Origin of the sequence: Magnetospirillum sp. LM-5 (assembly GCF_902729445.1) — a bacterium.
Lineage (GTDB): Bacteria > Pseudomonadota > Alphaproteobacteria > Rhodospirillales > Magnetospirillaceae > Magnetospirillum.
The window spans coordinates 179,990-198,706 of sequence record NZ_CACVCE010000012.1 but is presented as its reverse complement, the minus strand read 5'-3'; the positions used below and the strand labels follow the sequence as shown (position 1 = coordinate 198,706).

Annotated in this window: 19 protein-coding genes and 1 other RNA gene; 12 read left to right on the top strand and 8 right to left on the bottom strand. The window is 64.4% G+C overall.

Going from position 1 to position 18,717, the window contains the following annotated elements:
• Positions 1-10 precede the first annotated feature (10 nt).
• Together MTBLM5_RS07020 and MTBLM5_RS07015 are read right to left on the bottom strand one after the other, a co-directional pair.
• A complete protein-coding gene (locus MTBLM5_RS07020; protein WP_173975048.1) occupies positions 11-250 on the bottom strand; it encodes an Lrp/AsnC ligand binding domain-containing protein in 240 nt (79 codons plus the stop codon).
• Positions 251-318: 68 nt separating this feature from the next.
• Positions 319-1,893 (bottom strand): DEAD/DEAH box helicase, encoded by a 1,575-nt coding sequence (locus MTBLM5_RS07015; protein ID WP_173975046.1) that lies wholly within the window; start codon positions 1,891-1,893, stop codon positions 319-321.
• Between the two features lie 145 nt (positions 1,894-2,038).
• Between MTBLM5_RS07015 and MTBLM5_RS07010 the strand changes: the two genes are divergently transcribed.
• From MTBLM5_RS07010 to MTBLM5_RS06985, 6 genes are all read left to right on the top strand, one after another.
• Positions 2,039-2,581, top strand: coding sequence for a hydrolase (locus MTBLM5_RS07010; protein ID WP_173975045.1), 543 nt, complete (start codon positions 2,039-2,041; stop codon positions 2,579-2,581).
• Between the two features lie 11 nt (positions 2,582-2,592).
• Positions 2,593-3,285, top strand: coding sequence for an alpha/beta fold hydrolase (locus tag MTBLM5_RS07005; protein WP_173975043.1), 693 nt, complete (start codon positions 2,593-2,595; stop codon positions 3,283-3,285).
• 5 nt (positions 3,286-3,290) lie between these two features.
• The gene (locus tag MTBLM5_RS07000) at positions 3,291-3,806 is read left to right on the top strand and encodes an O-acetyl-ADP-ribose deacetylase (protein WP_173975041.1); all 516 of its coding nucleotides are present in this window, start codon (positions 3,291-3,293) and stop codon (positions 3,804-3,806) included.
• Positions 3,803-5,017 (top strand): threonine ammonia-lyase, encoded by a 1,215-nt coding sequence (locus MTBLM5_RS06995; protein WP_173975039.1) that lies wholly within the window; start codon positions 3,803-3,805, stop codon positions 5,015-5,017. Before MTBLM5_RS07000 ends, MTBLM5_RS06995 begins: the two co-directional genes overlap by 4 nt.
• Positions 5,018-5,853: 836 nt before the next feature.
• Positions 5,854-7,191 (top strand): KGGVGR-motif variant AAA ATPase, encoded by a 1,338-nt coding sequence (locus tag MTBLM5_RS06990; protein ID WP_173975037.1) that lies wholly within the window; start codon positions 5,854-5,856, stop codon positions 7,189-7,191.
• A gap of 3 nt (positions 7,192-7,194) precedes the next feature.
• On the top strand, positions 7,195-8,631 hold the full coding sequence (locus MTBLM5_RS06985) for a hypothetical protein (RefSeq protein ID WP_173975035.1): 1,437 nt from the start codon (positions 7,195-7,197) through the stop codon (positions 8,629-8,631).
• 161 nt (positions 8,632-8,792) lie between these two features.
• On the opposite strand, the gene MTBLM5_RS06980 is transcribed toward MTBLM5_RS06985, so the two are convergent.
• From MTBLM5_RS06980 to hflK, 4 genes are read right to left on the bottom strand one after another with little or no spacing between them, the layout of a single operon-like run.
• Positions 8,793-10,292, bottom strand: a complete 1,500-nt coding sequence (locus tag MTBLM5_RS06980) for a DegQ family serine endoprotease (RefSeq protein WP_173975033.1) — start codon at positions 10,290-10,292, stop codon at positions 8,793-8,795.
• A 47-nt stretch (positions 10,293-10,339) separates the two neighbouring features.
• Positions 10,340-10,543 (bottom strand): DUF2065 domain-containing protein, encoded by a 204-nt coding sequence (locus MTBLM5_RS06975; RefSeq protein WP_173975032.1) that lies wholly within the window; start codon positions 10,541-10,543, stop codon positions 10,340-10,342.
• Positions 10,540-11,403, bottom strand: a complete 864-nt coding sequence (hflC, locus tag MTBLM5_RS06970) for a protease modulator HflC (protein WP_173975031.1) — start codon at positions 11,401-11,403, stop codon at positions 10,540-10,542. The genes MTBLM5_RS06975 and hflC overlap by 4 nt, the downstream gene beginning before the upstream one ends.
• A complete protein-coding gene (gene hflK, locus MTBLM5_RS06965) occupies positions 11,400-12,545 on the bottom strand; it encodes an FtsH protease activity modulator HflK (RefSeq protein ID WP_173975030.1) in 1,146 nt (381 codons plus the stop codon). Before hflK ends, hflC begins: the two co-directional genes overlap by 4 nt.
• 198 nt (positions 12,546-12,743) lie before the next feature.
• On the opposite strand from hflK, the gene apbC reads away from it, so the two are divergent.
• From apbC to MTBLM5_RS06935, 6 genes are all read left to right on the top strand, one after another.
• Positions 12,744-13,868: an iron-sulfur cluster carrier protein ApbC gene (gene apbC / locus MTBLM5_RS06960; RefSeq protein WP_173975029.1), complete on the top strand. Its 1,125-nt coding sequence runs from the start codon at positions 12,744-12,746 to the stop codon at positions 13,866-13,868.
• A 17-nt stretch (positions 13,869-13,885) separates the two neighbouring features.
• Positions 13,886-14,200: a transfer-messenger RNA gene (gene ssrA, locus MTBLM5_RS06955) on the top strand.
• Between the two features lie 45 nt (positions 14,201-14,245).
• Positions 14,246-14,725 (top strand): SspB family protein, encoded by a 480-nt coding sequence (locus MTBLM5_RS06950; RefSeq protein WP_173975181.1) that lies wholly within the window; start codon positions 14,246-14,248, stop codon positions 14,723-14,725.
• Positions 14,726-14,740: 15 nt separating this feature from the next.
• The gene (locus MTBLM5_RS06945) at positions 14,741-15,001 is read left to right on the top strand and encodes a DUF4160 domain-containing protein (RefSeq protein ID WP_173975028.1); all 261 of its coding nucleotides are present in this window, start codon (positions 14,741-14,743) and stop codon (positions 14,999-15,001) included.
• A complete protein-coding gene (locus tag MTBLM5_RS06940) occupies positions 14,911-15,288 on the top strand; it encodes a DUF2442 domain-containing protein (protein ID WP_173975027.1) in 378 nt (125 codons plus the stop codon). The genes MTBLM5_RS06945 and MTBLM5_RS06940 overlap by 91 nt, the downstream gene beginning before the upstream one ends.
• Before the next feature lie 98 nt (positions 15,289-15,386).
• Positions 15,387-17,003, top strand: coding sequence for a fumarate hydratase (locus MTBLM5_RS06935; RefSeq protein WP_173975026.1), 1,617 nt, complete (start codon positions 15,387-15,389; stop codon positions 17,001-17,003).
• Between the two features lie 60 nt (positions 17,004-17,063).
• Here MTBLM5_RS06935 and truA read toward each other — a convergent pair whose 3' ends face one another.
• Positions 17,064-17,801 (bottom strand): tRNA pseudouridine(38-40) synthase TruA, encoded by a 738-nt coding sequence (gene truA, locus MTBLM5_RS06930; protein WP_173975025.1) that lies wholly within the window; start codon positions 17,799-17,801, stop codon positions 17,064-17,066.
• 2 nt (positions 17,802-17,803) lie between these two features.
• The gene (fmt, locus tag MTBLM5_RS06925; RefSeq protein WP_173975179.1) at positions 17,804-18,712 is read right to left on the bottom strand and encodes a methionyl-tRNA formyltransferase; all 909 of its coding nucleotides are present in this window, start codon (positions 18,710-18,712) and stop codon (positions 17,804-17,806) included.
• Between the last annotated feature and the right edge of the window lie 5 nt (positions 18,713-18,717).

The window sequence follows — 18,717 nt, the reverse complement described above, 5'->3', positions numbered from 1 at the left end:
GCCCCGGCGTTCAGCCGAAGGCCTTGAAGGCGATCAGGGTGAAGGTGTCCTTGACGCCCGGCAGCTTCTGGATCGTCTCGACCACGAAGGCGCCGATGTCCTGGTCGGCATCCAAAAAGCATTTCAGCATCAGGTCGTACTGACCGGAAATGGAATGGACTTCGGACACCCGCTCGATATCGACAGCTTCATCGGCCACAGCATAGGCTTGGCCCAATTCGCACTTCACCATGACGAAAATGGTCTGCATGCCCACCTTCCCTTAACCCCGGCGACACCCAATGTCGTGCTTTAGGGGGGGGGAATGCAAGGATCAAGTCAGGACTTGACCGTCACCGTCCGCAGCATGAAATCGGGCATGTGATCGCCAAAGCCGACGGCGTCGTCGCGATGGGTCATTTCGCCGATTCCCATCGAATCGAAGCGCTCGCGGCGGCCGCCACGGTCACCGCGATCGCGGCCCTTGCGGTCCTTTCCGCGTCCGCGTTCCTCACGCGGGGCGCGGTCCTCACGGGGGGCGCGATCTTCACGGGGGGCGCGGTCCTCACGGGGCGCACGCGCCTCACGCGGGGGCTTGGGCTCACGTGGGGCACGCTCTTCACGGGGGGCACGCTCTTCGCGGGCGGGCTTGGCTTCGACGGGGGCGGCCTCTTCGGCCGAAGCCTCGGCCCGGTCGCGACCGCGACCACGCGCCGGACGCTCGCCCGACGACTTGGCCGCCGGCTTGCCGCCACGGCCGCGCCGCTTCGGTTCCATGTCCAGCGCCAGGGCCGGCACGCCTTCGACGGCGATGCGCGGGATTTCGGTGCCGATCAGCTTTTCGATGCTGGCGACGAAACGGCCGTCATCGGGAGTGGCGATGGTATAAGCGCGGCCGGTCTGGCCGGCGCGGCCGGTGCGGCCGATGCGATGGACATAATCTTCCGAATGGATCGGCACGTCGAAATTGAAGACGTGGCTGACCGCCTTGATATCGATGCCACGCGCGGCGACGTCGGAACAGACCAGCAGCCTGGCCTCGCCCGACTTGAACTTGCCCAGCGCTTCCATGCGGGCCGGCTGGGCCATGTCGCCATGCAGCTGGACCACGTCGAAATGGTGGCGCTTCAGCGACTTGAACAGCACATCGACGTCGCGCTTGCGGTTACAGAAGATGAAGGCGTTCTTGACGTCCTCGACCCGGATGATGTGGCGCAGCGTCTCGCGCTTGTCGATTTCCTCGACGACGGCCAGGAACTGCTCGATGGTGGTCGCCGCCGACGACGGAGCCGCCACGGTGATTTCCTTCGGGTTCATCAAGAAGGCGTCGGCCAGCTTGCGGATTTCCGGGCCCAGCGTGGCCGAGAAGAACAAGGTCTGGCGAATCTTCGGCAGCAGGCCGACGATGCGTTCGACATCGGGAATGAAGCCCATGTCCAGCATGCGGTCGGCTTCGTCGATCACCAGGATCTTGACGTCGGTCAGCAAGATGCGCCCGCGCTCGAACATGTCCAAGAGGCGGCCCGGCGTGGCGATCAGCACATCCACGCCGCGATCGAGCAGGGCGATCTGGTCGCTCATCGACTCGCCGCCGATGATCAGCGCCTTGGTCAGCTTGTGGTTCTTGCCGTACTTGTCGAAATTTTCCGCCACCTGGGCGGCCAACTCGCGGGTCGGGGCCAGGATCAGCGAGCGCGGCATGCGCGCCTTGGCCCGGCCGGCGGCCAGGATCTCGATCATCGGCAGGGTGAAGCCGGCGGTCTTGCCGGTGCCGGTCTGGGCGCAGCCCAGGACGTCGCGGCCCATCAGGACCACCGGAATGGCCTGGGCCTGGATGGGGGTCGGTTCGGTGTAGCCGGCCGCTTCGACGGCGTGCAACAGCTCGGGGCTCAAGCCCAGGTCAGAGAAGCTCATGGGGTGTGGCTGGCCGTCCGTGCGGCAAGTATATGCGATATCGTCATCTGCGGCGCGATAATAGGGGTTCAGGACGTTCTGTCAACGTTATTGGCCCGAAAGGGCGCGGTAAGGTAGATTGAAGGCTCGTCTCCGGAGAATCGCCATGCTGATGGATGCCGCCGCCTCGTCCCTTCTGATCGTCGATGTCCAGCAGAATCTGGGGCCGGTGATGGCCGATCCGCGCGCGGTCTATCGCGGCTGCTCGCTGCTGCTGCGGGGCGCGGCCCGCCTGGACATCCCGGTCACACTGTCCGAGCAGTACCCCAAGGGCCTGGGCCCGACCATGGGCGAGCTGCTGGAATTGACGCCGCCCGATTCGGTGGTCGAGAAGATTCATTTTTCCTGCGCCGCCGAACCGGCGATCAAGGACCGCCTGGACGGATTTAACCGCAAGCAGGTGGTGGTCGCCGGCATCGAGGCCCATGTCTGCGTTCTGCAGACGGCGATCGGCTTCCACCAGGCCGGCTATCAGGTGTTCGTGGTGGCCGATGCCTGCTCGTCGCGGCTGGCCGCCAACCACCAGGCGGCGATGGCCCGCATGGCGGCGGCCGGATTGTCGGTCGTCACCGTCGAGATGGTTCTGTTCGAATGGCTGCACCGCGCCGCGACGCCGGAATTCAAGGATTTGTCGCGGCTGATCAAATAAGGGGAACCGGCATGAGCGCCCTGATCCTGATTCCCGGCCTGTTGAACGATCACCGCCTGTGGACCCATCAGGCCCGGGGCCTGGCCGACCAGGCCAAGGTCCTGGTCATGACCCAGACCGAGGACGATTCCTTGGCGGCGATGGCCGCCCGGGTGCTGGCGGCGGCGCCGGCCACCTTCGCCCTGGCCGGCCTGTCCATGGGCGGCTATGTGGCGATGGAGATCATGCGCCGCGCCCCCGAGCGGGTCGAGCGCCTGGCCCTGTTGGACACCACCGCCCGGCCCGACACCCCGGAACAGACCCAGCGCCGCCTGGACGCCATCGCCATCGCCCAGGCCGGCGGCTTCGACAAGATCATGCCCGGCATGCTGCCGCTGTTGGTCCATCCCGACCATCTGGGCCTGGAGCGGATCGGCGGCCTGGCCAAGGACATGGCCCGCGCCGTCGGCCCCGAAGCCTTCGTGCGTCAGCAAAACGCCATCCGCCACCGGCCGGATTCGCGCCCGTCGCTGTCGCAGGTGCGCTGCCCGACCCTGGTGGTGGTGGGCGCCGACGATTCCCTGACACCACCGGACCGCGCCCAGGAAATGGCCGGCCTGATCCCGGGCGCGAAGCTGGTGACCATCGAGGATTGCGGCCACCTGTCGGCCATCGAGCAGCCGCAGGCGGTCACCGCACTTCTGTCCTGTTGGCTGCAGGACTGACCGCCATGCCCGACGCGCGGATCACCGCGATCGTCGCCGACATCACCAGCTTGGCGGTCGATGCCATCGTCAACGCCGCCAATTCGTCGCTGCTGGGCGGCGGCGGCGTCGATGGCGCCATCCACCGCGCCGCCGGCCCCGAGCTTTTGGCCGAATGCCGCACCTTGGGCGGCTGCCCCACCGGCGAAGCCAAGGCGACCAGGGGATACCGGCTGCCGGCCGCCTGGGTGATCCACACCGTAGGCCCGGTGTGGCATGGCGGCGGCCAAGGCGAGCCGGCGGCGCTGGCCGCCTGCTACCGCAACAGCCTGGCGGTGGCCCGCACCATCGGCGCCCGCACATTGGCCTTTCCCGCCATCTCGACCGGCATCTTCGCCTTCCCCAAGGACCTGGCCGCCGAAATCGCCATAGCCGAGATCGACCGAATGCTTCAGGGCGATTCCTGGTTCCAGTCCGTCATCTTGTGCTGCTTCGACGACGTCACCCTGGCCATCACTCGCCGCCTGCTGGGGCGGGCATGATCGCCGACGATGCCATCCAGGCCGCCCGCGCCGTCATGGACGGCATCGTCGTGCGCACCCCGCTGGTCGAGGCCGCCGCCCTGTCGGAACTGACCGGCGCCCGCGTGTTGCTGAAGCTGGAAAATCTGCAAGCGACCGGCTCGTTCAAGGCGCGCGGCGCCCTGATCCGCCTGAATGCGATGACCGATTCCCAGCGCCGGACCGGCGTGGTGGCGATGAGCGCCGGCAACCACGCGCAAGGGGTGGCGTGGCACGCGCGGCGCTTAGGGATTCCCGCCACCATCGTCATGCCCGAGGGCACGCCCTTCACCAAGACGCTGCGCACCGAGGCGCTGGGGGCCACCGTCTTGCTGTCGGGCGCCAATCTGGCCGAGGCCCAGGCCACGGCGGAACGGCTGGCCGCCGAGCATGGCCTGACCCTGATCCATCCCTATGACGACCTCCATGTCATCGCCGGTCAGGGCAGCATCGGCGCCGAGATGCTGGAGGATTGCGCCGATCTCGACACCCTGATCGTCCCGGTCGGCGGCGGCGGCCTGCTGGCCGGCATCGCCGTGGCGGCCCGCGCCCGCAAACACAGCATCACCTTGGTCGGGGTCCAGGCCCAGGGCTTCGCGCCGCTGGCCCGGCCGCCCTTTGTCGGCAGCGGCCGCGCCCAGACCCTGGCCGAGGGCATCGCCGTCAAGCATCCCGGCCAGCTGACCCGGCCGATCATCGAAACCCTTGTCGATGACGTGGTGGCGGTCGGCGAAGCGGCGCTGGAGCAGGCGGTCGAAATGATGGTCGAGACCGAAAAGCAGGTGGCCGAAGGGGCGGCCGCCGCGCCGTTGGCGGCGCTGCTGGCCGCGCCCGAACGTTTCCGGGGCCGCACCGTCGGGCTGGTGGTGTCGGGCGGCAACATCGACAACCGCACGCTTTCATCACTGTTGATGCGCGGGCTGGTGCGCGCCGGCCGGCTGGCCCGCCTGCGCATCGAGATTTCCGACGCGCCGGGCACATTGGCCCAGGTCTCGGCCCTGATCGGCGCCCACGGCGGCAACATCCTGGAGGTGCACCATCAGCGCCTGTTCCAGGACATCCCTGTCAAATATGCCGAACTGGACGTGGCGGTGGAAACCACCGATAGCGGCCACCTGGAAACCATGATCGCCGGCCTGGACGCCGCCGGCTTTCCGACCCGGCGGCTGGGCAGCCTGGCCGGGCAGGAATGACGGGGGGCGATATTGCGTGCCGGGGTGGCGGGGTATGACGCGACCATTAGTCGCCCGATCTTGGGGGATTGGCGGCTATGCGGCCACCTACGCCGTACGAGTGGGCGCTGTAGCTTTCCGATAGCGGACGCTGCCGAATTAAGTGGAGTGTCAACGAAACTCACCGAAACTCGTCACCGGAACTCCACCCCATCACCGGATTCGCTTGGAACCCGTAACTTGCCAACAGGCGGGAAAATTCATTCTGCATTCTCGAAGGCAACCGATTGGGCTAGCATGCCCCCTAAAAGCTCAATTCGGCCGGCTACCTGCCATGGAAATGGCGGCTAGTAGCTTCGTTTGCGAGCGTGAGCATCAAGGGGGGGCACCCAAGTTTATGGCCGAACAGTATGACGTGGCAGCGTGGCGCCACCAGCGTGCCGCCGAAGCCCTTGAAAGTGCCAATGAACACGACGACGCCGCATATCACTATGGGCTAGTGGGTGAAACGGCCATTAAGCACGCCCTTAGGGCGTCCGGATGCGAAGCTGCTTGGCTTGCGAACCCAAACGGAAAGACCGATAAATCGAAGCTCCGAGACACCCCTATGAGGGGCCACGTTCAGGACTTAGCCGCAGTTGTCACCCAAACGGCGGCAGAAATCGCGCTATTCGCAAGCGGGCGATTGGCACAGCCCATTGCGCTGCATGTTCTGAGCCCGTCCTTTCAGAACCGTTTCAAAGGATGGCATATAGATATCCGATATGCTGATCCAAGCTATACGCCTGTTACGGCAGCCACGCTTGCCCAATTCCGAGCAGACGCGGCCGACCTTCTGCTTCACTTGGTAGTGTGAAATGGCAACGAAATTTGACGACAGCCTCCCTAATCTGATCCGCATTCTCCGCCAAGCAGGAGTGAATGCGGCAGATTCCTCCGTCACCCTCCTCCGTGAAACAACTGGACGCCTGCTTATCGCATGCACAGGCAACGGGGCACCTGACGGGCTAGCCCAAGCCATCATCGATGGGCTGGGAGATTACGCAGCCCCTACCCCGGTAGTGGCGGGCGCATTGGCTCAACATCTGGCAAACGACCCCTCCGTCCGACTTTCAGGATTGGAAGTGGACGGGCAGTGGGCTGACTTTCATTTCATCGATCGCCGACTTGTTGGGGCAGACTGGCTCCGCGATCCAGTGTTCATGCCCAAAACCACACCCCCGCGCCTTGTGTTTGGCTCCCTCAAAGGCGGGGTGGGGCGTTCAACCGCAATCGCGGTTTTGGCTGCCGAATTGGCGGAAAGCGGAAAAAAGGTTCTGGTCGTAGATCTCGATTTGGAAGCGCCCGGTGCCGGCTTCCTGCTTCTACCGGCCTCGGAGGATTTGAGAAATGACCTTCGCCCGCGGTACGGCGTTATTGACTACCTAATTGAGACCAGCATCGGGACAGTTAACGACGACGAGTTGGTCGATTTTGTTGGCGTGAGCCCCTTAGTGAAGGGATTGGTCCACGTTTTGCCTGCTGCGGGGCGCATCACGGACGAAAACCCCGCGAACATGATGGCCAAGCTGTCTCGAAGCATGGTCGAGCGCATCGACACCGACGGCACGCGGCTGTCGGTTGCCGAAAACGTCAAAGCGATGGTCGACCTCTTCTGTGCAAGAGAGAAATATGACGTGGTATTGGTCGATGCGAGAGCAGGGCTAGCTGAATTAAGCGCTGCCGCTCTTTTTGGGATTGGAGCCCATACCATTCTCTTATTTGGCACCGACCAACAACAGACCTTCCGCGGCTACCGCTACATGCTCGCGCACCTTGTCAATAGCTGGGGTGTTGGCGAAAGCATTGGTAGCGATTGGCGCTCAAGGATTGCGTTTGTACATGCCAAAGCATCGTCCTCTCGCCAGAAGCGGCAGAGCTTTAGAGATAGACTTTATGAGCTTTGCTTGGACGAACTCTATGACCAAGACGATCCATCTGCAACCGACGGATTATTCAGCTTTGCGCCAGATAGCACAGGGCTTGGCATCCCTCACGACGCGCTCCATATTGCGCAGCACCCCGATTATGACGCCTTTGATCCAGTCGACGACCGCACGCAACTTGACGAGGATGTTTACAGGGGCCCATTCGGCGACTTTCTGGCGCGAACGAAGCAATTGCTCGAAGAGGGACACCCTGCGGCAGGGGGATGAGGCATGAAACCCAACCAAGTTGCTACCATCAAGAACGCCATAAAGCTCCTCCCCGATCTCGCAGCATCGCGAGCGGGACACCCTCCTTCGTTGGAGCAGGTGTTTTGCCCGCCCGGCCATCATGACGCACTCGACCCGAGGCGCACATTGGTAATCGGCAATCGGGGCATGGGAAAGAGCTTCTGGGCTGGCGCGCTCTCTCAACCCAAGATTCGCGAAAGGGTCGCCGACACCTACAAAGCTTCTGGAAAATTATACGATCTTGAGCGTCATAAAGTATTTGTGGCGTTTCCAGAAACTGTTGGCAACACATCTGCTCCAGATAAGGAAATACTGAAAACACTTGGAAAAAAAGTTCCATGGGAAACTGTCTGGCGGGTCGTTGTTGCAAAGAGTTTATCCAAGTTAACCAGCATAAAGTTGCCGCTTCCCCTAAAGGAGGCGGTCGCATGGGCTCGCTCAAACCCCGAGGCAATGAAATCGCTTTTCCGAGAGGCCGATGCGTCGCTCGAAAGAAAGGGTTCGGCAGCCCTCATTCTTTTCGATGAGCTCGACCAGCTTGCCGATGATTGGCGAGATATTCTGGAAATCACTCAAGGAATACTCAGGTGCGCTCTCGCACTGAAAAAATATAACAACATCCGTGCAAAAATATTCATGCGGCCCGACCAGGCAAGCAATAAAGGACTTTTTCAATTCCCAGACGCATCAAAGATATACGGCGAACGAGTTGTACTTGAATGGGAAAATTGTGATCTGTATGGCTTATTTTTCCATCATCTTATGCGGGCCCCTGACTCAGCCCCCGTTGTTGCATCGCTTGTGGGCAAGACAAATGCCGCACGCCTAACCTATGACCCCGCCGTACAGCGTGAAACATTTGCGCTTCTCGCCGGAGAATTCATGGGCCAGGACCCTCGGCGAGGCGTTCCCTATTCCTGGGTCCCCACACACCTTGCAGATGGATACGGAGAGGTGTCCCCTCGTGCCTTTCTGAAGGCCGTAAAGGTCGCGTCCACGTTCAATTCCGGGGCAGAGGAGCTGGTCTTTACACCGGAAGCACTACAGGATGGCGTTCGACAGGCCTCTGGAGTGCGTGTCGCCGAAATTGGAGAGGACTATCCTTGGGTGCCCGATGCATTGGCACCACTTCGCGGAATTCTTGTCCCGTGCGACCCGCCCACTGTACTAACGTTGTGGAAACATAACGGCACGGTAGAAGACATACTCACAAAATATAGAGGCATACGAGCCCCCCTAGAACTAGCCATAGCGCAACTTCTTGACCAAGATGAGGAAGAGTCTTTGAAAAATGCTCTTGCCGAAATTGGTGTCCTAGAAATTCGAGATAACGGGAAGCTTAACTTTCCCGATATTTTTAGAATTGGCGCTGGAATTAAACGGAGAGGTGGCGTGCCACCGCAACGGCGACGCCATTAGGGTTCCGCTGACACTGCACTTAATTCCAACTTCCGCCCACACCGCCGCCGTTAAACGGACACCCCTCTTCCCATGAAGTCGCCACCCGCCTTACCCCAATAGCCACGACATGAAAAAGGGGGCCGAAGCCCCCTTTCCCGACGTCTTCTTTCCTTCGGCCCCTACTTCCTCTTGCCCTCGGCCAGCGGCAGCGCGACATAGCGCAGGGCCTGCGGGTTCTCGACCCGCAGCAGCAGGAACTTCTGGCCGGCGGACTTGGCGGCCTCGACCGCCTTGGCCAGGTCGCCCGGCGTGCGGACCGGCTTGTTGGCCGCCTCGATGATGACGTCGCCGGGCTTCATGCCCTTTTCCATCGCCGGGCCGTCCTTGACCTCGGTGACCACCACGCCCTTGACGTCCTCGTCCAGGCCGAAGCGCTCGCGCAGTTGCGGCGTCACCGCCGCCACCACCAGACCGGTGCCGGCAACACTTTGTCCGGCGGCCGGGGCCTGGCCCTTTTCCGGCCCCTTGGCCACTTCCTCGGGCTCCTCGGGCAACTCGCCCACCACCACTTCGGCGGTGGTCCGCTTGCCGTCGCGCCACACCTCGACCGTCACCTTCTTGCCGATCGGCGTCTCGGCGACGATGCGCGGCAGCTTGCGCATCTCGGTGACCTCGCGGCCGTCGAACTTCAAGATGACGTCTTGCGGCTTGATGGTCGACTTCGAGGCCGGACCGCCGGCATTCAGGCTGGACACCAAGGCCCCCTTGGAATCGGGCAGGCCCAGCGATTCGGCCAGTTCCTGGTCCAGCGACTGGATGCGCACGCCCAGCCAGCCGCGCCGGGTCTTGCCATGCTTCTTCAGATCCTCGACCACCGGCTTGGCCAGGCTGGACGGGATGGCGAAACCGATGCCGATCGAGCCGCCCGACGGCGAGAAGATGGCGGTGTTGATGCCGATCACCTCGCCGGCCAGATTGAACATCGGACCGCCGGAATTGCCGCGATTGATCGAGGCGTCGGTCTGCAGGAAATCGTCGTAGGGGCCGGCATTGATGTCGCGGGCGCGGGCCGAGACGATGCCGGCGGTCACCGTGCCGCCCAGGCCGAACGGATTGCCGATCGCCACCACCCAGTCGCCGACGCGGGCAATGTCGGAATTGCCGAAGGGGACGGCGGTCAGCGCCTTCTTGCCGGGATCGAACTTCAAGACCGCCAGGTCGGTCTTGCTGTCGCGGCCGACCAGACTGGCCTTGTAGGCGGCATCATCGTGAAGCGTCACGGTGATCTCGTCGGCGTCGGCGATGACGTGGGCGTTGGTCACCACGTATCCAGCGGAATCGATGATGAAGCCCGACCCCAGCGAGGTCGCCCGCTTGGGCGAATTGTCGGGGCGCATCTGGCGCTCGAAGAATTCCTTGAAGAAATCCTCGAACGGCGAGCCGGGCGGGAATTGCGGCATCTCGGGGACGCGCTCGGGATTCTTGATGGTCTGGGTGGTCGAAATGTTGACCACCGCCGGCAGCAGTTTTTCCGCCAGATCGGCGAAACCGGCCGGGGCCTCGCGGCCATGGGCGACGGAAACCTGCAGCAGCAGGGCGGTCGCCACCGCCAGACCGGCCAGCCAGGCCAGGGGGCGGATATCGACGGATTGGGCTTTCACACGGGACCGATGGGACATGCTCGTATTAACCCTTACTCGAGATCACCCGGAAGCTTTGTCCGAAACTAAGGCACAATCAAGGCGGAAGAACGGATCAGCCAGGCGCCGGCCACCCCGGCGGTGGCCGCCACCAGGCCGAACACCCGCAGGAAGGTGGGCGGCAGCGACTGGATCTGCCCCATCAGGCGCTGCATGCCGGCGGGAAAGAGGGCGTAGACCACGCCCTCGATCACCATCGCCAGACACAACGCGGTCAGGAAGTCGGTCACCGATGACTGGGCCCCTGGAAGTGACGGAAGAACTGGCTGTCCGGCGACAACACCATGGTCGTGCCCTCGCCCAGCGCCTTGCGATAGGCCTCGAGCGAGCGGTAGAAGTCGTAGAACCGGGCGTCACGGCCATAGGCATCGTTATAGATGCGCGAGGATTCGGTGTCGCCCTGGGCCCGCAGGAAGTTGGCCTGGCGCGCCGCCTCGGCCAGGATCACCGTGCGTTCGCGATCGGCGCGCGAGCGGATCTGCTGGCCCCATTCGTACCCTTGCGCCCGCAATTCCTTGGCCTGGCGCTCGCGTTCCGACTTCATGCGGTCATAGATCGACTGGCTGATTTCGTCGGGCAGGTCGGCGCGGCGGATGCGCACGTCGACGATGGTGATGCCGTAGGGGGCAGCCCGTTCGGCCACTTCCTTCTGGATATCTTCCATGATCTTGGCGCGTTCGTCGGACAACAGGCTGGGCAGCATCACCTGACCCAGCACGCGGCGCAGCGCCGAGGTCACGACCTGGGACATCTGTCCGCGGGCGGTGGTCTCGTTGCGCAGGGCCTGATAGTACTTCAGGGGGTCGGCGATGCGGTAGCGGGTGAAGGTATCGACCACGATGCGCTTCTGGTCGTTCAAGGTGATCTCTTCCGCCGGCGGCTCCAGCGCCAGCAGGCGCAGGTCGTAGCGGACGACATCCTCGATGAACGGCAGCTTGAAGTGCAGGCCGGGCTCCTTGATGGTGGCGCGGTGTGCGCCCAGGCGCAGCACCAGCGCCTGTTCTGCCTGGGTGACGACGAACAGCGACGATCCGGCCAGGACGGCCAGCAGGCCGATGGCCACCAGGATGGCGGGCAAGGTGCGGTTCATCGGGCACCTCCGGCACCGGCTTGGGATTTCTTCAATTCAGGCAGGGCCATATAGGGGACCACGCCTTGCGCCCCCTTGGCCGACGGATCGATGATCACCTTGGGGGCACCCTTCATGATCTCTTCCATGGTTTCCAGGTACAGGCGGCGCTCGGTGACGTCCGAGGCCTGCTTCCAGGCGTTGTAGAGCGCCAGGAAGCGCTTGACCTCGCCTTCGGCCTGGTTGACCACCTGCTCCTTGTAGGCCTCGGCCTCCTGGACCAGCTTCTCGACCTCGCCGCGGGCGCGCGGGATGATGTCGTTGCGATAGGCCTCGGCCTCGTTGCGGGCGCGTTCCTGGTCGGCGCGGGCGCGCTGGACGTCGTTGAAGGCGTCGATGACCGCGGCCGGCGGCTCGACCTTCTGCAGCTGGACCTGGGTGACCAGGATACCGGCGTCATAGGAATCCAGCAGGCGCTGCAATTCGATCTTGGCGGCGTCGGCGATGGGCTGGCGCTTGTCGGACAGGGCGGCCTGGATCGGGCTGCGGCCGATGACGTCGCGCATCGAGCTTTCGGCCGCGACCTTCACGGTGCCTTCGGCATCGCGCACGTTGAACAGGAACTTGCCGGCGTCCTTGATCTGCCAGAACACGGTGAAGTCGGCCTCGACGATGTTTTCGTCGCCGGTCAGCATGCGGCTTTCCTCGGGCACGTCGCGGGTCGCGCCCTGGCGCTGCTCGAAGCGGGTATCCACCGCCGAACGGAAGCCCAATTGCAGCTGGTTGATCTTGGTGACCTTGGGCAGCATCACCGTCTCGATCGGATAGGGCAGATGATAGCGCAGGCCAGGTTCGGTGGTATCGACCCACTTGCCGAAGCGCAACACCACGCCTTGTTCGTCGGGGTTGACGCGATAGATGCCGGTGGCCAGCCACGCCGCCACGCCCAGCGCGGCCACGACCATCAGGCCGGTCCCGCCCGAGAAACGGCCGGGCGGCACCGCCTTCTTCAGGCGCTCCTGGCCCTTGCGGATCATTTCCTCGAAATCGGGACCAGGCCGGCCGCCGCCGGGACCGCGTCCCCACGGACCGCCGCCGCCGCCATTGCCGCCGCCATTGTTACCGCCACCGCCCCAGGGGCCACCCCCTTGATTCCAAGGCATACTTTTCCTCGCATTCGCTGTTTGGCCCACTCAGGCCTTATAGGCTACCCCAGGGACGGGCGCAACGCACGCCCCGGGTTGGAGCCCATATGGAGAAATCCGAAGCCTTTTCAAGCGGACTTCCCAAACCGCCGGGTCCCCCTTATATGAGAGTTCGCTGCAATTTCGCTTATCCCCTGGCAAAAAAAGAGGACGTTCATGGCCGAAGTCACCGAGCAACAGGTCGTTGATGCATTGAAGACCATCGTCGACCCCGACAAGAAGGCCGACATCGTCAGCCTGGGGATGGTGTCCGGCGTGACGGTGAAGAACGGTCACGTCGCCTTCGCCATCGAGGTCGAGCCCGGGCGCGGCGCCAAGCTGGAGCCGATGCGCAAGGACGCCGAGAAGGCGGTGCACGACCTGGCCGGCGTGCTGACGGTGTCGGCGGTGCTGACCGCCGAGCGCAACGTCATGGGCGGCCCCAAGGGCGGGCATGGCCACGGCCATGGTCACGGCCAGCCGGGCGCCGAGGCGCCGCTGCTGCCGGGCGTCAAGTCGATCATCGCCATCGCCTCGGGCAAGGGCGGCGTCGGCAAGTCGACCACCTCGACCAACCTGGCCATGGCGCTGGCGCAACTGGGCCTGAAGGTCGGCCTGTTCGACGCCGATATCTACGGCCCCTCGATGCCGCGCATGCTGGGTATTTCCGGCGACCCGGTCAGCCCCGACGGCCAGACCCTGCTGCCGATGGAAAATTACGGCGTCAAGTGCATGTCCATCGGCTTCCTGGTGCCGGAGGACAGCCCGATCATCTGGCGCGGCCCGATGGTGATGGGCGCCCTGCAGCAGCTTCTGCGCGACGTGCGCTGGGGCGAGCTGGACGTCATGGTCATCGACATGCCGCCGGGCACCGGCGACACCCAGCTGACCATCAGCCAGACCCTGCCGCTGACCGGCGCGGTGATCGTCTCGACGCCGCAGGACATCGCCCTGCTGGACGCCCGCAAGGGGCTCAACATGTTCCGCAAGGTCGACGTGCCGGTGCTGGGCGTGATCGAGAACATGTCCTATTACGTCTGCCCCAAATGCGGCGACGAGGCCCACATCTTCGGCCATGGCGGCGCCCGGGCGGAAGCGGCCCGGCTGTCGTGCGACTTCCTGGGCGAGGTGCCGCTGGACATCGCCATCCGCGAGACCGCCGACCGCGGCGAGCCGATCGTAGTGTCCAAGCCCTCTTCGCCGCACGCCAAGGCCTATCGCGACATCGCCAAGGCCATCTGGGACAAGGTCCAGCTGATCCAGGGCGGTGCCAAGAAGGGACCGAAGATCAGCTTCGAGTAGCAAAGACCCAGGCAGGAAGGCTGGCATGTTCGGCCTTCCTGCTCTATATTGGGTTTGCCGGGTTCGCCCGGCTATGGCGCTAAACGCTATGTGGAATAGGCTTTGCGGACCCGGGGGCGGTACCCGGCGCCTCCACCATCAACCGGTTCCGGCCGGCGCATGGGGGCGAAACAGGATCGACGCGGGCAGTAAAGGCATGGTTTGTGCTCGGCATGATACCACCGTTATCGGGTCAATCCTCACAAGTGCCAACGACAACGTTGCTCTTGCCGCTGCGGCTTAACCCGTAAGCGCGGTTCGGGGGGGCACCGGGCAACAGAAGCCCCCCCACTTCGCCGGCGGACCCGGCGGCCATTTCAAGGGGACGTGATTTGGATATGTCGGATGATTTCCTGAGATACGACAAGATGGTCGAGGACGCCCTGCGCGGCGTCGTGCGCGACGCCCTGTCGGTGACGGCCCGCGACGGCCTGTTCGGCGACCACCATTTCTACATCACCTTCCGGACCCGGTTCCCCGGGGTGCAGATCAGCCCGGCCCTGATGGCCCGCCACCCCGACGAGATGACCATCGTCCTGCAGCACCAATTCTGGGGCCTGGACGTCGCGCAAGACCAGTTCGAGGTGACGCTGTCCTTCTCGGGCGTGTCGGAACGGCTGCGCGTGCCTTTGGCGGCGGTGACCGGCTTCGCCGACCCGTCGGCCAAGTTCGGCCTGCAATTCCAGGTCGATGTCGAGCTGGAGGCCGCCACCTTGGCCGAGCCCGCGGCCCCGCCCGCCCCCGCCGCCAAGTCCGAGGACAATCCCGGCAGCGGCGACGGCAAGGTCATCGCGCTGGACGCTTTCCGTAAGAAATAGCCGGCCGGATCAGAAGTGCCGACTCTCAGCACCTTCTATGGCATCCTGATCCAGATGTTCTGGAACGATCATGCGCCGCCTCATTTCCATGCGCTTTATGCCGAGGACGAAGCGCTTGTCGATATCCGGACCCTTGCCGTGATCGAGGGAAATTTGCCCCGGCGTGCGCTTGCTTTGGTGCTGGAATGGGCGCAGGAACACCGCGCCGAACTGATGGAGGACTGGGAACTGTGTGCCCGCAGGCAGTCTCCGAAGGCGATCGCGCCGTTGCCGTAAGCCCGGCCGTGCGCCCGGCCACGTCGTGGCGGATTGCCGCCGTTCGCCCCCTCGCCGATTATCGGATATGGGTTCGCTTCAACGACGGGCGCGAGGGTGTCGTCGACATGGCCGATTTGGTCAACTCGCCCGAGGCGGGGTTGTTCTCGTCGCTGACCGACACCGCCTTGTTCGACCGGGCCTTCCTGCTGCATGGGGCGGTGACATGGCCGAATGGTCTCGATCTGGCCCCGGACGCCCTCTATGATCTGTTGAAAGGTCGCACCGAGTGCCGCCTGTCCCCTTGACGGGTCGGCGAAAAAGGTGTTTGACCTTCGCCGGATGCCTACCCGTCGCGGGCGGGCCGAACCTACCCTGACCTCTCTGGCCCAAGGACGCGAAGCCCATGTCCGATTTCGTCCATCACGAGCTGTTTCCGCTTCAGCACGACGACACGCCGTATCGCAAGATCACCGCTGACGGCGTCGGCACCGCGACCTTGAACGGCAAGACCATCGTCACCGTCGCCCCCGAGGCCATCACCCGCCTGACCTACGAGGCGTTCCACGACACCTCGCACCTGTTGCGCCCCGGTCACCTGCAGCAGCTGAAGAACATCCTGGAAGACAAGGATGCCAGCGCCAACGACCGGTTCGTCGCCTATGACCTTTTGAAGAACGCCTGCATCGCCGCCGGCGGCAAGCTGCCGATGTGCCAGGATACCGGCACCGCCATCGTCATGGGCAAGAAGGGCCAGCAGGTCTTTTCCACCGGCAATGACGAAGCGGCCATCTCGGAAGGCGTGCAGAAGGCCTATACCGACCTGAACCTGCGCTATTCGCAAAGCGCGCCGTTGGACATGTACGAAGAGGTCAATACCGGCACCAACCTGCCGGCCCAGATCGACCTGTTCGCCACCGAGGGCGATGCCTACAAGTTCATGTTCATGGCCAAGGGCGGCGGCTCGGCCAACAAGACCTTCCTGTACCAGCAGACCAAGGCGCTGCTGAACCCGACCAGCCTGTTGAAGTTCCTGGACGAGCAGATTCGCACGCTGGGCACCTCGGCCTGCCCGCCCTATCACCTGGCCATCGTCATCGGCGGCCTGTCGGCGGAAATGACGCTGAAGACCGTCAAGCTGGCCAGTGCCCGCTATCTCGACAGCCTGCCCGAGAAGGGCAACAAGGCCGGCCAGGCCTTCCGCGACCGCGAGCTCGAGCAGGTGGTGTTGAAGATGACCCAGGACATGGGCATCGGCGCCCAGTTCGGCGGCAAGTATTTCTGCCACGACGTCCGCGTCATCCGCCTGCCCCGCCACGGCGCCTCGTGCCCGGTGGCGATCGGCGTGTCGTGCTCGGCCGACCGCCAGATTCTCGGCAAGATCACCAAGGACGGCGTCTATGTCGAGGCGCTGGAGAAGGACCCCGCCAAGTTCCTGCCCGACATCGATCCGGCCAAGCTGTCGGGCGAGGTGGTCAAGATCGACCTGAACCGGCCGATGGACGAGATCCGCAAGACCTTGTCGCAATATCCGGTGAAGACCCGGGTGTCGCTGTCGGGTCCGATGATCGTCGCCCGCGACATCGCCCACGCCAAGCTGAAAGAACGCCTGGACCGTGGCGAGGGCCTGCCGGATTATTTCAAGCAGCTGGGCGTCTATTACGCCGGCCCGGCCAAGACCCCGGAAGGCATGCCGTCGGGCTCGTTCGGCCCGACCACCGCGGGTCGCATGGATTCCTACGTCGAACAGTTCCAGGCGGCCGGCGGCTCGATGCTGATGATCGCCAAGGGCAACCGCTCGAAGGCGGTGACCGAGGCCTGCAAGAAGCATGGCGGCTTCTATCTGGGGTCCATCGGCGGCGCCGCCGCCCGCCTGGCCCAGGATTGCATCAAGAAGGTCGAGGTCATCGAGTACCCCGAACTGGGCATGGAAGCCATCTGGCGCATCGAAGTGGTCGATTTCCCGGCCTTCATCGTCGTCGACGACAAGGGCAACGACTTCTTCGCCGAATTCGCGCACTGAGCAGCGCGGCTTGAAGTCCCAGGGGGGCGGTGATTGCCGCCCCCCCTGGGCCTGCTTTCGTCAATACCTGACCGTGGTCAGATACAGCCCCTCGGGCGGCGCGGTCGGGCCGGCGGCGGCGCGGGCGCGGGCTTCCAGCGCGATGCGGACATCGTCGGGCGACCATTTGCCCTCGCCCACCAGCTTCAAGGTGCCGACCATGTTGCGGACCTGATGGTGCAGGAACGAGCGGGCGGCGGCGTGAATCTCGATCATTTCGCCGCAGCGGCGCACGTCCAGCACATCCAGATGCTTGACCGGGCTGGCGGCCTGGCAGGCGGCGGCGCGGAAGCTGGTGAAGTCGTGGCAGCCCAGCAGATGGTTGGCGCCGTCCTGCATGCGCTGGACATCCAGCCCGACCGGCACCCACCACACCCGATTCTTGTCCAGCACCGACGGGGCCCGGCGATTGAGGATGCGATAGACATAGGCGCGGCCCACCGCCGAAAAGCGGGCGTGGAAATCGTCGGGCACCAGCTCGGCCCGCAGCACAGCCACCGGATGGGGCTTGGCATGGAAGTTGGCGGCGTCGCGCACGGCGTCGGCCGAGTATTCGCGCGGCAGATCGACATGGGCGACCTGGCCGCTGGCGTGAACGCCGGCATCGGTGCGGCCGGCGCATTGCACCATCACCGGCTGGCCGCACAATTTGGCCAAGGCCTGTTCCAGCACGCCCTGCACGCTGTCGCCAAGCGGTTGCCGCTGCCAGCCGACGAAGGGCGTCCCGTCATATTCGACCAGCAGGCGGTAGCGGGGCATGGTCAGGCCAGCCGGGTGCCGGGCGGCAAAGCAAAGCCGCGCAGCAGATCGGCGGCGGCCATCGGCCCCTTGCCCGGCCGCTGGGCCTTGAGGATGCGCAAGGCCCCCTGGCCGCAGGCCACCGTCAGCTGGTCGTCCAACACCGTGCCGGACGGGCCGGAGGCATCGGCCAGGCTGGCTTCCAGCACCTTCAGGCGCTCGCCGGCCGCCTCGCACCACACGCCGGGCCACGGCGTGAAGGCGCGGACCAACCGGTCCAGCTCGGCCGCCGGGCGGGTCCAGTCCAGCTTTCCTTCGTCCTTGGCCAGCTTGCGGGCATAGGTTACCCCATCCTCGGGCTGCGGCACCGGGACCAATTGATCCAGCCGGGCCAAGGCGTCGACCATCAGCCGCGCCCCCATCTCCGACAATTGGTCGTGCAGGACTTGCGCTCCGGTGGCGGCGGTGATCGGCAGCCGTTCGACCAGCAGCATGGCGCCGGTATCCAGCCCCTGATCCATCTGCATGATGGTGACGCCGGTTTCGGTGTCGCCGGCCTCGATGGCCCGCTGGATCGGCGCCGCGCCGCGCCAGCGCGGCAACAGCGAGGCATGGACGTTCAGGCAGCCGCGCCGGGGTGCCGCCAGGATGGCAGGCGGCAGGATCAGCCCATAGGCCGCCACCACCGCGACATCCAAATCAAGGTCGCGAAAGGCCTGCTGCTCGTCTTCGGACTTCAGGCTTTTCGGCGTGCGCACCATGATGCCCTGTTGCTGGGCGAAGGCATGCACCGGGGTCAGCTGTTCCTTGTGGCCGCGACCGGCCGGGCGCGGCGGCTGGGAATAGACCACCGCCACCTGATGGCCGGCATCGATCAACGCGGCCAGGATCGGCACCGAGAAATCGGGCGTGCCCATGAAGGCCAGGCGCATCGGGC

What these genes read in the sequence shown, in the direction of transcription:
- MTBLM5_RS06995 (WP_173975039.1), top strand. Translation starts at nt 3,803, where the DNA reads ATGATCGCCGACGATGCCATCCAGGCCGCCCGCGCCGTCATGGACGGC.
- MTBLM5_RS07010 (WP_173975045.1), top strand. Translation starts at nt 2,039, where the DNA reads ATGCTGATGGATGCCGCCGCCTCGTCCCTTCTGATCGTCGATGTCCAG.
- MTBLM5_RS06935 (WP_173975026.1), top strand. Translation starts at nt 15,387, where the DNA reads ATGTCCGATTTCGTCCATCACGAGCTGTTTCCGCTTCAGCACGACGAC.
- MTBLM5_RS06940 (WP_173975027.1), top strand. Translation starts at nt 14,911, where the DNA reads ATGGGCGCAGGAACACCGCGCCGAACTGATGGAGGACTGGGAACTGTG.
- MTBLM5_RS07020 (WP_173975048.1), bottom strand. Translation starts at nt 250, where the DNA reads ATGCAGACCATTTTCGTCATGGTGAAGTGCGAATTGGGCCAAGCCTAT.
- MTBLM5_RS06950 (WP_173975181.1), top strand. Translation starts at nt 14,246, where the DNA reads ATGTCGGATGATTTCCTGAGATACGACAAGATGGTCGAGGACGCCCTG.
- MTBLM5_RS06985 (WP_173975035.1), top strand. Translation starts at nt 7,195, where the DNA reads ATGAAACCCAACCAAGTTGCTACCATCAAGAACGCCATAAAGCTCCTC.
- MTBLM5_RS07015 (WP_173975046.1), bottom strand. Translation starts at nt 1,893, where the DNA reads ATGAGCTTCTCTGACCTGGGCTTGAGCCCCGAGCTGTTGCACGCCGTC.
- apbC (WP_173975029.1), top strand. Translation starts at nt 12,744, where the DNA reads ATGGCCGAAGTCACCGAGCAACAGGTCGTTGATGCATTGAAGACCATC.
- truA (WP_173975025.1), bottom strand. Translation starts at nt 17,801, where the DNA reads ATGCCCCGCTACCGCCTGCTGGTCGAATATGACGGGACGCCCTTCGTC.
- hflK (WP_173975030.1), bottom strand. Translation starts at nt 12,545, where the DNA reads ATGCCTTGGAATCAAGGGGGTGGCCCCTGGGGCGGTGGCGGTAACAAT.
- MTBLM5_RS07005 (WP_173975043.1), top strand. Translation starts at nt 2,593, where the DNA reads ATGAGCGCCCTGATCCTGATTCCCGGCCTGTTGAACGATCACCGCCTG.
- hflC (WP_173975031.1), bottom strand. Translation starts at nt 11,403, where the DNA reads ATGAACCGCACCTTGCCCGCCATCCTGGTGGCCATCGGCCTGCTGGCC.
- MTBLM5_RS07000 (WP_173975041.1), top strand. Translation starts at nt 3,291, where the DNA reads ATGCCCGACGCGCGGATCACCGCGATCGTCGCCGACATCACCAGCTTG.
- MTBLM5_RS06990 (WP_173975037.1), top strand. Translation starts at nt 5,854, where the DNA reads ATGGCAACGAAATTTGACGACAGCCTCCCTAATCTGATCCGCATTCTC.
- fmt (WP_173975179.1), bottom strand. Translation starts at nt 18,712, where the DNA reads ATGCGCCTGGCCTTCATGGGCACGCCCGATTTCTCGGTGCCGATCCTG.
- MTBLM5_RS06980 (WP_173975033.1), bottom strand. Translation starts at nt 10,292, where the DNA reads ATGTCCCATCGGTCCCGTGTGAAAGCCCAATCCGTCGATATCCGCCCC.